Consider the following 12,163-nt stretch of genomic DNA (forward strand, 5'->3'; position numbering starts at 1 on the left):
GACAATAAAAAAGGCGCTCATTGCGCCTGTGTTTTTTTGATTTTTGATTACTTTTTAGGAAGCTCTAGTCCATAAATCATGTGGTCAATTTGATTTCGTGTTGTAATTTCACCCCTAATGACTTTCAGATGAACAATCGCGCGATTAAGGTGGGCTTCATCTTTTGTTTTGAAAAACGCTTCAATTGACTTTTCAGCCATAGCTGCTTGACGCATATTTGGCAATTCTTGTTGCTTAATGTGTTCAAGGAGACTATTTAGCTTCTTCTTTAAATCAACAACATCAGCAGAATCTGTTTCAAAAATAACTTCCATGACAAACCTCTCAATTACATTAAATCTTCTGGATATTATCCAGCACTTATTATTTCTTTCCACCGCTGCTGCCGCCGCCTGTGTAACCAGCATCCGCAGAGCTAAAAGTATCTACTGCAAATTGACCAGCATTCACAATAAATCCACCGACTTCACGCTGACCATAAAGAATCGGAACTGGATTGCCTTGTGCGATTGTAGTGACTGCACCACCAAATCCCTTGTTTGCCTTGTTGCCGTCTTGGTTTTGATCTTCTGTATCAACCTTAGGGGCAAGCATTTGAGCTATACCACCAATCAATAGACCTAAACCAGCTCCGATTACAGATGGTGCAAATGCTTGACCGCCAGGAACATACATCAAAACAACACCAACAACTACTAGTACAGCACCAAGAATTGTTTGCAATACTCCATTACCACCCGCGCCGATGACTTTGGGCACAATCTTGATAACTTTGGCGCCAGTCTCAAAGTCGATTTGATCCTCACTGATATTTTCATCATCTTGAAAGACAGCAAAGGCAAGACCTTGCTCATGAGCTGTTAGCATGAATTGCTCAAAGCCAGGCACTTGGACTGATAGCGCTTTTACAGCTTCGCGGGTGCTTTCAACAGCTAGATGAAATTCTTTGCCGAACTTCTTGGCTAAAATACCGTATAACTTAATTGTCTTGAGCATGATTCACTTTTCTCCACGCAATAAAAAACCGCCTTATTTGGCGGTTAATAGCTTTACATCTTTTCCTACTTCTACTCTCTTCCAGAAGGTTCCAAGCCAGCTGTTGGTTGAATCTAGCCAAATATCCCAATCGTCTCGATAAGGACATTTCCTAATATATTCCACTTTACAATTCACAACTCGGTAATGTGTTGCATCGTGAGGTATTGATAACCCACTGTAATCTCCTTGCTCTAAAGCAAGTTGCTCATTTAAATCGTTAAGTAGATCATTTAGTTCTTTCTGTTTTTCGTGAATTCTTTGATGCAACCCTTTAAAGTTCATACTTCATCTCCCTATGCCGAACCACCTTTGCAACTCGCTCTTGCCATTGTTGCCCAAAGATTTCACGAACAGACTTTCGGCCATAAGGATGGTGTAGGATTAATGGTCCACCAAAACAACTTGTGCTTTCTTCTGACTTTAATTGCCACTGATCACCCAGCCAAATCACAGCATGATTCGGGTGTTCTGTACGACCAACATTACACACCAACATGTCACCATACTGAGGTTCTTTGACTTCATAAAATCCAGCTTCATCTAAATTTTCTAAATAAAGGGATTTGTGGTTTTTATCACTCCACCAATCATCTTTACGCTCGAAATCAACCAACTGAATGCCTAACTCTCGATTGTAAAAATCACGAATTATTGAATAGCAATCTTGGTATCCATGGTGGTAATCACGACCAATGAGTGGCGCTTTATAGCCACATGGCTTATAGACTTGGAAATCTACTTCAGGCCAAGCACAGATCACCCAAGGCTTTTCATGAAGCTCAATTTGCAATAAATCTAAATCCGAAGCACGTGTTGTAGCATTCGGATGTGAATGTACATAGGCTTGAATCTCACCTTGATCTTCAGCATGAGCCAAGTCTTCATGATGAATTTGAAACTGACCTTTTTCAGCGACATTACGGCATGGAATATACTCACCAGAAACAATAACCCCGCAACATTCTGCGGGGAAACATTCTTCAGCATGAGATAGAATCGCTGCTTTTAGTTTTTTATTTAATTTCATTTTTACACCATTGAAGATGCAGGGAATCCACCAAAATGAAGCTCATTCTCTCGACAACGACAGCCTGACGTTCTGTAGTTACATCGATCTAAAGCTGGATTATCTGTTGGTTCATCTTTTTCAGTAAACATTGCAGATCCGATGTAGCCACATTCTTCACTTCGATATTCCCAGTTGCAGTAATTTGAGATTTGTCGTGTTGGTATTTTTAACCCTTCAAAATCCACTGGATTAGAAAGCTCAAACGTCACTTGCTGAGCATTTTCAGAAGTCTTTTGTTCAATGAACCAAATTTGCTCTCGCTTCTCACTTGGGTTAGCTGTGGCATTACCAGAGCTAAAGTTCTCAGCATCAAGATACTTAGCTAGTGTGGTAATAACCTTAAGCTTTGCCCCTGCAAAATCACCAAGCTGTAAACAAAGAGCAGAAACTGCGTTTTGAATACCACCAATATTGTTCGCCATGCTTAAAGTTGGTGCTGAGGCTTTGCCATCGGATCGCATTTCTAAGCCCGATACCTCTAAAGCCATCGGCTCGAAAGTCTGACCCTGCCAGATGATATTTCGATGCCATGCTTTTTTATCACCAGAATCAAAAGCTTTACCAATCGAGCCTATATCCGCGCCGATTAACTCAGCCGAGCCGATGGATGTATAAATGCGCTCCCAATCTTCATAAGAGATATGACCATGAAAACGTAAGATGCCTGCACCTAAAGCGCGAGCATCGAGTTCAAATAGCGTAATCAGTCCATCTACATAGAGTTTTTGGAAATCACTGTTCAGTGCCATTCATCATCTCCGAAACCGCTTGTGAAATACCTGTAGGCTGGAAACTTGCTGGCGTATTGGATACAGGCGGCGCAATTTCAGGTTGTGGCAACTCTTGCAATCGCAAGTCAATCCATCGGTTTTCAGGAATATCTAAAGGTGTTTCAGTATCAGCTACAATACGCCCTTTCTTGTTGAGCATGTAGTCATACGTCTTAACGCTAATGTCGCCATTTGCAAGTTGCTCATATACGACAGCAACAAGCAGATTGCCATTAGCATCTTTTGGGGTTTCCACATACCAGCCTTCTTGTGCAAAACCAGTTGATCCTTTGATTAAGTAGTCGCCAACACCCAGCTTTTCAAAAGAAATATCTTGCTGTTGAGCTTCGTCGTTGAGTTCGATTTTATCTGTAAACAACTTAACAATTGGAGATGCAGATTTTAGGAACCCATTTGCATCAACTGTTGTATTGAAGTTTGAATAAAGAAATCCATATTGAGTGTTTGACTCCAACCCTTTGAGTACAGCAATTTTATTTGAATTAATAGATGAACCAATCGCAAATACACTATCAAAACATTGTAGATAAAGACCTGTTGTCCATTGTGAAAAATAGCCGCTACTTTCTCCAGTATTTCTAAAGGCTTGCGTTACACCTTTTAGCGAATTGAGAAGAGACGTGTCGCTGGCAACATTAATTACTTCACCGTTATTCGACCCCCAACCAAACGCACCTACCTCCATCACATTGCCAGCACTTGTACCAACATTTCTTGTTGCAGCAGTGCCTAATTTATTCAAATTCGTACCGTCACCAAGATAGTTATAAAGCTCATCATCATTCGCCTGTAGTTTTGCCGAACCTGAACGGAACGTATCCCCACCTGCGCCAGTAGGTGCTGTGCCTTGATTAATTGTTTGTTTAGCCATAATTTACGCCCACAAAAAAGCCCCAACATGTGGGGCATAAAGTTGATTGAAGTTAAGGTTTAAAGTCTTGGGTGAATGTGGTGGAGATTGACCAGACATCACCACCTAAACTGACTGGCATATAGTCACCTGCTACTACGCGAACCTCGCCATCTAAAGGCGAATCCCATAAAAATGAGTCAGCACCTTTGTGGCGATCAAAGAAGGCTTTAATTGCGATAATCTCATCCTTGTAGCCAGTCTTTTTGTAAGCCCATGTGCCAGATCGATTATTAATCCCAACACTGGTTCGCTGTGTGTATCCATCGCCAAAACTGGATTGAAGGACTTTAAAGCTTGATGTTTGGGAGTTTCCGTCTAAGTCATTACACCATGTGAATTTTTGATTGCTCATTTCCCACCACTCAGGACATTAAGGCGGCAATCCAATGCTGAAACCATAGTTGAAAGCGCCTTAATCTGATTTTCCATTTCAGTGATGTATGGTGGTTTGATGTAGCCACCTTCTGTAAGCTTGTTGCCAGCAAGTAATCCGCCTCGTTGCTGATCTTTCTTGATCACAGCCTTAATTGAATCACTGACCATTTGACCAATCTGTTTTTGGTCATCGGTCTGCTTTCTAGCGCTTGCTGTTTCCGCCACAAGTGCTTGGTACTGCGCACCATCTAAAACTAAAATGACTCCATCAAGGTCAACAATCCAGTCATCAAACCCGATCGGCAAACTTTGACTTCCTCGCTCGAAGTACATTTCAATATCCTTTAAGCGACCCTTTCCCATATAACAAAAGTGACCACCAAAAAGAGCCTGAATTTCCTCATCATTGCCAGTAAATGTGCCTGTTTTTTTAAATTGAATTGCTTTCATGTTTTGTACCTCAATAAGAATGAGCAGCTCAGCCCAAAAACAAAAGCCACTACGAAAATTTTGTAGTGACTTGGATGAATTAAGAAAGAGGCTGCGTATAGGATTAGGGAAATAATTAGGGCTAGTGATATAGCCATTATCGTTTTCATTTAGAAAGTAATCCCCCTTGGCGTTGCTCTTGACGAATCACCGTACGAACCGCATTACCAATCATCTGACCGAGTTGCTTCTGATCTGACTGGTTAGATTGTGTTGTTACGCCCGAGTCGGTGACATTGACAGTGATATTTACATCGCCCGAACTAGAGCCATTACCACCACCCGAATTAATCGCATTCACAGCCCCCATACCGACACGGTGAGTATCTGTAACCAGTCCACCTGTCGCATAACCTCGACGAATAGACTTTCGCAAATCCTCAAAGCCTTGCGGGCCACCTAGAGCTTTAACTTCCTCTTGGGTTAAAACACCTTCGCCTTTATGGACAACACCTGCTGGCTCGTATTTACCACCGTGGCCTGTGTAGCCACCGCTAGCGAAGCCTTTAGGAGTGGCTGCTTGAATCATCGTAACAAAAGTGCCTGACTCAATTGTCGCTAAAGCCGCAGCGCCCATTTTTTGCCAAACTGTACCAGGTTCATTTGCATACGCATCAGACGCGGCTTTCCAGACGTTCATACCTGCTTGAGCAAGAGCGAATGATTGCTGTGCCGTATATAAAGCTCGATATGCCGATGATGACTCACCCAGCATTGCACCAAACATACCCGAGAGTGCGCCTGTCACTTGCTGACCATAGCCAAGCTGAAGGCTATACGATGATGCTTGGTAATCCGACTCAATAGCCGCCATTCGATCATGGTGTGCCTGCCAAATTGCTTCACGTTGTGCCGCAAGTTCCTCCATGTTGGCATTAGGGTCTTGGGCCTTCTGTGCAAGAGATTGGTATTCAGCATCTGCAAGCTCTCCGCTTTGTTGCGCCCTGTAATCCCTTTCGTCGGACAATCGAAGCAACTCACTTGTTCCATTCATGTCGGCCTGAATCGAAGCCCAGTTTTGCGAGGCATTCTTAAGACGTTGCTGAATTTCAGACATCTTCTGAAGTCTGAGCATCTCTGCCTTATATTCCCTCTCTTTTACATCTTTAATCTCAATTAGCTTTTTGTGTTCTAGGTCATAGCGTTGCTCCATGGCCACAGTTTCATTTAAGAATTGCTCACGCATTTGAAAGAGGCGAGTTTCTTGAGCCAGCATCAACAACGCCTGCTCTTGCTTCAATTGCTCATCAAGCAAAGCAACTGCTTTATCTCGCTGCTCTTTGGTTAGCTCTAAATCACGAGAAGCATAGAATTTTCGCTCATTAAAACTATCTTCCAATAACTGAGATTCAGTCTTTTTGAATGCACTGTAATCATTAAGCTTGGTCTTAAGAGCTTGTTGCGCGATTGCAATATCATTGTCAGCTCGGGTTTGGTATTCAACTTTAAGCTCTTTAGCGCGCTCAGGTGAATAGCCTGCCTTGTCTATCTCTTGTAAATCATCTGCCAACTTAGAGCGAATACGAGTTATTTCATCAGCAACATTGAGTTCTAAATTTTTTCGGAGTTCTGCTTGTTGCTCAGCCATCTTGGCCGCTTCTTCAAGCAATTTTTCCCATTCTTTAGAACCTACATCACCAGCTGTAAATCCATTTGTTCCAGCGGTATAGCCTTTGAATTTGCCCCAGTAGTCGTTGTTGTACTTGCCAATATTCTTACCCTTCTGGACATTACCCTCGCCCGCATGATAGGCACGTACAGCTTTCTCTAAATCCCCCTTAAAGAGCTTTAAAAGGTATGACATATACTTTGCAGCACCTTCGGCAGATTGAGCCAAATCCGTGCGGTCTTTGACGCCATATTGCTTGGCTGTGCCCTCCAGAAACTGAAAGCCACCAGTAGCACCAGTTTGCTTATTCACTTGATTGGTTTTGCCAGTATTCCCTGTTTCAATTGCATGGATTGCTGATAATGTGCCGCTTGGCAGTCCGTATTTAGACTCAAGACCAGTAAAATTATACTTGGCTGCATTGGCTTGGACTTTTGAGCTTGCAGTTAAAACTTTCTGCTGCTTCTCAAGCTCTTTGGTGCGCTCCTTTTCAGCGGCATTTCTGGACTCAACAACCTTTTTGTTTTGCTCCTCAATGCTATTGATTTTCAGTAAATATTGAACTTGCTCTACAGTAATCGACTTGCCTTCTTTTTGAAGTTTTAGCGCATATTCCGAGATTAAGTTAATTTGTTCTGCGTTATAGCCCTGATCCAGCATTGCTTTGGTTAAGCTTGCATTAAACTCACGATCAAACAAAGATGCTTTAAACTTTTTTTGAGCCTCTGCTGCTTTTTCCGCTGCCGTTGCGTTTTTACCAAGAGCCTTGGAATCTTCATCCACACCAACTGCTGCGGTTTGTGCTTTTCGGCCTGAAAGCTCAACCTCATAACCAAATAAGCTCAGCTTGGTCTTGGTATTGGTTGCTTCTTTTGCGTTTTTTTCAAACTCAACAGTATTCGCTTTTATCGACTCATAAACTTCTTTACTAATGCGAAGCTCATTAAATCGCTGTACTGCCTCAGTCATGCTAATCGTGCCGTTGCGGGCATCTTGCACAACTTGCACAACTTCCTTATTTCCCTTGTAAAGTTGCTCAATTGCATTCAATTGCATATTGATCTTGCTGCTGGATTCAGACAATGCTGCGTTCTGACGCTCGAAAGCTGCCGCCATATCATTAACAGCGTTATCTTTCTCAAGACCTTTTAAAGCTAGTAATTCATCTTTTGCTTTTTTCGCTACAGCGGCTTGTTCTTCAAGTTTTGCATTGGCTTCGGCTGTACGGCTTTTTAAGTACATATAGCCAGCAGTAAGCGCAGCTACACCTATCGTTAGTGCACCAATTGGACCACCAACTAAACCAAGCAACATTGCTGAACGTGAACGACTAGCATTGAGTGCGTTTTCAACAGTGGTTTGAGCAACTACAGCGGATGCACTTTGCTTTAATGCAATACTGTGTGCAATCTCTGCTTGAGTGAGTCGCATAGTTGCGGCTGCACGTGCTTGGCGTGTTGTTGCGCTGTTTAGCTCTTGGCGTGCAAGATGGATTTCTTGTGCTGCCAAAGCCGTAACTTGACGAGTACGTTGCACTTCCACTGCTGCAAGCTGTACTTGTGATTGCAATGCGGCGGTATCTGCTGCTCGTCGTGCCACTACTGCGGTGATCGAACCGTGAATCGCCACTGTTTGAGTGGCAATAGTTTTGGTTAGTAAGGCTACACCGCCAATTACCGCAATATTTGCAACTGCTTCTAGGTTTTGACCCAACATCGAGATTGAGGAAGTGAGGATCTGTGCCGCACCAGAGGCTTGTCCTGACTCACCTGTAAATTTGGTTATAGCATTCCCTAGCTCCGATATCGACTGCTTGATGGTTGCATCTGTTTTTGCAAATTCAGCATCTGCTGTGGATGACATAGATAAAAGGGCTTTGGTAACTTTTTCAGATGTCAACTCGCCAGCTTCTGCCATAGCTTTTAATTGCCCAATTGGGACTCCCATTCCCTCAGCCAAAAGTCGCATAAGACCATAACCATTCTCCATTACTGCGTTGAATTCATCGCCACGCAGTTGTCCATTACCAAGCGCTTGCCCTAGTTGAGTAATAGCTGATGCAGCCCCCTCTGCACTGGAGCCTGACAATGCAATACCTTTTGAAACAGTTTCTGTCAGCTTTGAGATGTCTGATTGCGCCAAGCCTATTTCTTTGGCATTCATAGCAAGCTTTTGGTAAACAGTCGTAACTGATTCCCATGAAGATCTTGATCGCTGTGCAATTGCGAAAGTCTCTTTCATAGCACTATTGAGTTCGGCCTGTGAGTCTGTGACGAGCTTTAATTGGTTTTGGATACCTGTATACGTATCCATTTTGCCAATAGCAGCACCAACAGTCACGACGCCAACCATATAACCCGCAAGCTGACGAGTTGCCACAGACATCGAATCCATAGATTTGCTAGCGAAATCACCTTTCTTTTCGATGCTGTCTAGTTCACTCGCCAAGGCACGCGCATTTCGTTCAGCATTTCTTGAGTCAATTACGATTCTCAATACAGATTCTTGAGCCATTTCACTTTCCTGCGGGCAATAAAAAAGCCCGCAAGATGCGAGCTATAAATTATATAAAAGAGGGTTGGCTTATTGTGCACTACCCTTGTTTGGTTGCTTGGCATCTGCTTTTTCAAGCAAAGCCTTTAGCGTGGTAATCGGCTCAGATGCCGCCCCTTTTTCAGAATAAAAAGAACCCTCTCTGTACCCATCCGTTATTGTTGATACTCGGTATTTGACATTTTTAGATTTCACCAGCTGGTGCACATAATCCACTGGAACCACTACAAGCGCTGTGGTATTCGCTAAGCTACCTTGTCTACTCACCTTATTTGACAAAATATCAACCTTAAATTCAGAGATATTGCCATCAATGTTGAATGATACGGACTTTATGTTTGTGGAGGCGTCACCGTAAAAAATCGCCAACCCTATGCTGTCTGGAGCTGCGCTTGTCCATGTTCCACCAAATGAAACAAAACTCGATGCAGTTCTTTTATTATCAACCCATACACCATAAGGCTTTATAAAGCAGGTAGTTTGATTATCAAACCCACTCACCTTGCAATCTGGTTCATATTTGTTTTTAGCTTGAGCATTTGAAATTGCCATGAATAAACATAAGGAAAATAAAGCAATTTTTTTCATGTGAATACCCTCTTATAAGTAATCACAAGATACTAATTAACCGAGCAAAAAGAAACCAACCTAAGCCGATTTCTTCTGCATTCTCTTATAAGCCTCATCAATGAACCGATTATCCAGATCAAAAATAGCAGCATTAAAAATATAACGCTCTACTGGTAACTCATACTGCTCACAATAGGCATTTAGATCAGCAATGCCTAACGCTAACGGTGTGCCTTGCTCATATCTGCGTGAGCGTGAAATGACATTGTAGGCTTCAATTAAAGCATTGGCTGTATAGCTATACTCAGGCTTTTTAACTTCTTCTGGTGGTTTTCTGCCTGTCGCCTCAGCTATTGCTCGCTGCTTTTGGTTGTACTCGCCCGCTTCTTCTTCACTGGCGAACTGGAGGTATTTGTAGAGTCCTTGGACTTTCCCAATACTTCATCTCGATAACCGTTTGCTTCAGCTTGGATTTGATCGGCTTGTGCTTTCACAAATGCCCAAATTGCTACACCAATGTCACCCATATTGAAAAGCTTGGTTGCATTCTCAGGTGAACATTCCGGTTCAATTTCCTTGCCATCTTCAACAAAGACCACACCTTTCCAGTCAGCCACCAAATGACATGCAGCAGCTTCAAGCAATAGCTCATGATAAAGCTTATCCTCACTACCCGCAGTTGCCACATCATAGCCTTTTGATGACAACTGATTCTGTGCACGCTCAACCGCTACACGATATGCTTTGTAGTCAGAACCACGAATCTTGAACTCAGCTAAAACATTCCCTTCGCTATCTTTGTATTCTTTCCAAAGTGTGACTTCTTTGCTTTGTTGGATTGCTACTTTTAAAGCCATGTTTGATCTTCCAAAAGAAACCGCCCGAAGGCGGCTATTGATTAAACTTTAGGTGTGCGTGTGATTGTTGGCGCTTGATCCACAACTGTGTATTCAAATGTTGTGTTTAAGAGGTCATCTTTACCACCAGTTGCAAGCGGTGCTGTAAGCTCAACTTTAGGAATATTTAAAACGTATTTATTCCCAGCGGTATCCGTAATTGGAATTGATAGCGAGATATTCCCATTGGTGAACTGCTTCTCATAAAGCTCTGCCGCTTTAGTAGACCAAGCCATTGTAAAACTGCCTGTACCTTTCGCTGACATTTCAAGAATTGCACCAACCTCAAGACCAGCGCCCAAGCATTTTTGCACCTGCATCGAGTTATCCCAATTGAATGAGAATGCAGTAATACAAGCCGTGCCTTTAACCGATGCTCCATCGACAAGCAGGTCACCGACCGAGATATTCGACATACGCGGATTGGCTGATGCTGGCGTAATTGTTCCTACAGGTGCAACTGCGGCTGTGGTTCGCTTAGTACCCATGAAGCCGAAGGTCAAGCCAATCAGACCAGCTTCGGGAATATCAATGCCGAATGTGTTTACATGCAAGCCTGAGAATGTGTGATAGTTGGCAATGTCGGTATAACCAAGCAATACGCTAAATGTTTGACGAGTCGTGCCACCAAAAATCAGAACATTGGTTGCCCAAGCATTAAAAGCTGCTGCTGCCATCAAGTCATCATAAGCACCATACTGAGCTTCTGCGCTCAATTCGCCTGAATACTCCGCCGAAGTAATCATAGATGATTGCTGTAATCGGCTATCTGTAATCGAAGCTGATTCTGTTTTTTCAACACTTTGGTTTAATGAAATATCAGTAAATGCCAAGGTTTGACGCGCAAATGGCGAAGGCACTGTTCCAATGACAGTTTCTTTTGCAATCTGCACTAATTTTTTTGCGCCCGAACTCATGGTTTTCTCCTATTCAAGGCATAAAAAAACCACCTTTCGGTGGCGATAAATAAATTCTGTTTTAGTTAATTCGATAACTTACGTTTACGTTGTATTGATAAAAGCTCATGGCTGAAGGATCGCCAATCGCTGATGAATATCCTGCATCTAGAATATCAACGTGAAGCATCTCCAAATTACCCACCTTATAAAACTGCATATGTTCAGCCCACTTGTCAGCAAGTTTTGATAGTTCCAGTGTTCCAGAGTGAAGTGGTGCAAATAGCTGGATAAACACAATACCGGGTGTTCGCGTACAAGGCTGATCACCAATACTTGCAATAAAAGTTCCCGCATTTTTTACTGTGACTTTTGCCCAGATCTCTTTCTTTGGCGGCTCAAATGGCTTGCCACCGGCTTGTGGATTGTTTGCAATTTGAATATTCGCTTTAGGCATGCCAGTGAATGTACCAACACGCGCAAGAATCGCTTGTAAGGCTTGAGTATTGGTCATCATTTGTATTTCTCACTGATGTATCTAAAGGTGAGTGCATACACCCCCTTGGGTGCCTGATCGGAATGACCATTTTCCAGGGCTAAGGCATAGCTGATGTTATTTTGGATGTAGACACACGAGCCGAGTTTTGCTTTTAAAATTTCCTTAGCCCCATCATTGAATGTCAATTGATCCAGTGAGCCTTTTGGAGATCTATTCCCTGTACCTTCTACCGTTTCGCTAGTCGGGGTATCTATGGTCACTCGGTGATTTGATCGGAATGGACTGTCCATGACTGGACTGCCCATAATCACGCCTTGAAGCATTTCAGCGCTAATTTTCTTAACAAGGTCACCGCCTGTTTTATTTACTTCGGCAGCAAAATTAGTTGGTTTGTTTTTCCATCCCATTGCTACACCTTTCTAAGTTGAATATACAATGTTACATATGTTTGAACCACTTCGTTAG

The 12,163-nt window shown here is 42.8% G+C and carries 14 protein-coding genes; all 14 read right to left on the reverse strand.

Translation table 11 applies throughout. The annotated features are described in order from the left end of the window. Nucleotides 1-47: 47 nt before the first annotated feature. The 14 genes from AC4CUX_RS00085 to AC4CUX_RS00150 all read right to left on the reverse strand — a co-directional run bounded on the left by AC4CUX_RS00085 (nucleotide 48) and on the right by AC4CUX_RS00150 (nucleotide 12,105). Nucleotides 48-407 (reverse strand): hypothetical protein, encoded by a 360-nt coding sequence (locus AC4CUX_RS00085; protein WP_490792634.1) that lies wholly within the window; start codon nucleotides 405-407, stop codon nucleotides 48-50. Then, nucleotides 364-996 carry a tail assembly protein gene (locus AC4CUX_RS00090; protein ID WP_490792061.1) on the reverse strand — a complete coding sequence of 211 codons (633 nt, stop codon included), beginning with the start codon at nucleotides 994-996 and terminating at the stop codon, nucleotides 364-366. Before AC4CUX_RS00090 ends, AC4CUX_RS00085 begins: the two co-directional genes overlap by 44 nt. Before the next feature lie 33 nt (nucleotides 997-1,029). Then, complete coding sequence (locus AC4CUX_RS00095) at nucleotides 1,030-1,320, reverse strand: hypothetical protein (RefSeq protein ID WP_063454333.1); 291 nt, start codon at nucleotides 1,318-1,320, stop codon at nucleotides 1,030-1,032. Then, nucleotides 1,310-2,065, reverse strand: coding sequence for a C40 family peptidase (locus tag AC4CUX_RS00100; RefSeq protein WP_490792062.1), 756 nt, complete (start codon nucleotides 2,063-2,065; stop codon nucleotides 1,310-1,312). Before AC4CUX_RS00100 ends, AC4CUX_RS00095 begins: the two co-directional genes overlap by 11 nt. A gap of 2 nt (nucleotides 2,066-2,067) precedes the next feature. Then, nucleotides 2,068-2,856, reverse strand: coding sequence for a phage minor tail protein L (locus AC4CUX_RS00105; protein ID WP_490792063.1), 789 nt, complete (start codon nucleotides 2,854-2,856; stop codon nucleotides 2,068-2,070). Next, entirely contained in the window at nucleotides 2,840-3,769 is a 930-nt protein-coding gene (locus tag AC4CUX_RS00110) for a phage tail fiber protein (protein ID WP_490792064.1), read from the reverse strand. Before AC4CUX_RS00110 ends, AC4CUX_RS00105 begins: the two co-directional genes overlap by 17 nt. 52 nt (nucleotides 3,770-3,821) lie before the next feature. Next, nucleotides 3,822-4,163 carry a phage tail protein gene (locus tag AC4CUX_RS00115; protein WP_490792065.1) on the reverse strand — a complete coding sequence of 114 codons (342 nt, stop codon included), beginning with the start codon at nucleotides 4,161-4,163 and terminating at the stop codon, nucleotides 3,822-3,824. Next, complete coding sequence (locus AC4CUX_RS00120) at nucleotides 4,160-4,636, reverse strand: hypothetical protein (RefSeq protein ID WP_490792066.1); 477 nt, start codon at nucleotides 4,634-4,636, stop codon at nucleotides 4,160-4,162. The genes AC4CUX_RS00115 and AC4CUX_RS00120 overlap by 4 nt, the downstream gene beginning before the upstream one ends. 145 nt (nucleotides 4,637-4,781) lie before the next feature. Continuing rightward, on the reverse strand, nucleotides 4,782-8,798 hold the full coding sequence (locus AC4CUX_RS00125) for a tape measure protein (protein ID WP_490792067.1): 4,017 nt from the start codon (nucleotides 8,796-8,798) through the stop codon (nucleotides 4,782-4,784). A gap of 69 nt (nucleotides 8,799-8,867) precedes the next feature. Then, the gene (locus AC4CUX_RS00130; protein ID WP_490792068.1) at nucleotides 8,868-9,425 is read right to left on the reverse strand and encodes a hypothetical protein; all 558 of its coding nucleotides are present in this window, start codon (nucleotides 9,423-9,425) and stop codon (nucleotides 8,868-8,870) included. 332 nt (nucleotides 9,426-9,757) lie between these two features. Next, nucleotides 9,758-10,264, reverse strand: coding sequence for a phage-derived protein YdaY family protein (locus tag AC4CUX_RS00135; RefSeq protein WP_490792069.1), 507 nt, complete (start codon nucleotides 10,262-10,264; stop codon nucleotides 9,758-9,760). Between the two features lie 41 nt (nucleotides 10,265-10,305). After that, nucleotides 10,306-11,220, reverse strand: a complete 915-nt coding sequence (locus AC4CUX_RS00140) for a phage tail tube protein (RefSeq protein WP_490792070.1) — start codon at nucleotides 11,218-11,220, stop codon at nucleotides 10,306-10,308. Between the two features lie 61 nt (nucleotides 11,221-11,281). Continuing rightward, entirely contained in the window at nucleotides 11,282-11,716 is a 435-nt protein-coding gene (locus tag AC4CUX_RS00145; RefSeq protein WP_490792071.1) for a hypothetical protein, read from the reverse strand. After that, nucleotides 11,713-12,105, reverse strand: a complete 393-nt coding sequence (locus tag AC4CUX_RS00150; protein ID WP_490792072.1) for a hypothetical protein — start codon at nucleotides 12,103-12,105, stop codon at nucleotides 11,713-11,715. The genes AC4CUX_RS00145 and AC4CUX_RS00150 overlap by 4 nt, the downstream gene beginning before the upstream one ends. Nucleotides 12,106-12,163 lie beyond the last annotated feature (58 nt).

It is taken from the genome of Acinetobacter sp. 231_lipA (assembly GCF_058243005.1).

Excerpts from the sequence above, each read along its gene's own strand:
- AC4CUX_RS00085 (WP_490792634.1), bottom strand. The coding sequence starts at position 407 with ATGCTGGTTACACAGGCGGCGGCAGCAGCGGTGGAAAGAAATAATAAG.
- AC4CUX_RS00090 (WP_490792061.1), bottom strand. The coding sequence starts at position 996 with ATGCTCAAGACAATTAAGTTATACGGTATTTTAGCCAAGAAGTTCGGC.
- AC4CUX_RS00095 (WP_063454333.1), bottom strand. The coding sequence starts at position 1,320 with ATGAACTTTAAAGGGTTGCATCAAAGAATTCACGAAAAACAGAAAGAA.
- AC4CUX_RS00100 (WP_490792062.1), bottom strand. The coding sequence starts at position 2,065 with ATGAAATTAAATAAAAAACTAAAAGCAGCGATTCTATCTCATGCTGAA.
- AC4CUX_RS00105 (WP_490792063.1), bottom strand. The coding sequence starts at position 2,856 with ATGGCACTGAACAGTGATTTCCAAAAACTCTATGTAGATGGACTGATT.
- AC4CUX_RS00110 (WP_490792064.1), bottom strand. The coding sequence starts at position 3,769 with ATGGCTAAACAAACAATTAATCAAGGCACAGCACCTACTGGCGCAGGT.
- AC4CUX_RS00115 (WP_490792065.1), bottom strand. The coding sequence starts at position 4,163 with ATGAGCAATCAAAAATTCACATGGTGTAATGACTTAGACGGAAACTCC.
- AC4CUX_RS00120 (WP_490792066.1), bottom strand. The coding sequence starts at position 4,636 with ATGAAAGCAATTCAATTTAAAAAAACAGGCACATTTACTGGCAATGAT.
- AC4CUX_RS00125 (WP_490792067.1), bottom strand. The coding sequence starts at position 8,798 with ATGGCTCAAGAATCTGTATTGAGAATCGTAATTGACTCAAGAAATGCT.
- AC4CUX_RS00130 (WP_490792068.1), bottom strand. The coding sequence starts at position 9,425 with ATGAAAAAAATTGCTTTATTTTCCTTATGTTTATTCATGGCAATTTCA.
- AC4CUX_RS00135 (WP_490792069.1), bottom strand. The coding sequence starts at position 10,264 with ATGGCTTTAAAAGTAGCAATCCAACAAAGCAAAGAAGTCACACTTTGG.
- AC4CUX_RS00140 (WP_490792070.1), bottom strand. The coding sequence starts at position 11,220 with ATGAGTTCGGGCGCAAAAAAATTAGTGCAGATTGCAAAAGAAACTGTC.
- AC4CUX_RS00145 (WP_490792071.1), bottom strand. The coding sequence starts at position 11,716 with ATGATGACCAATACTCAAGCCTTACAAGCGATTCTTGCGCGTGTTGGT.
- AC4CUX_RS00150 (WP_490792072.1), bottom strand. The coding sequence starts at position 12,105 with ATGGGATGGAAAAACAAACCAACTAATTTTGCTGCCGAAGTAAATAAA.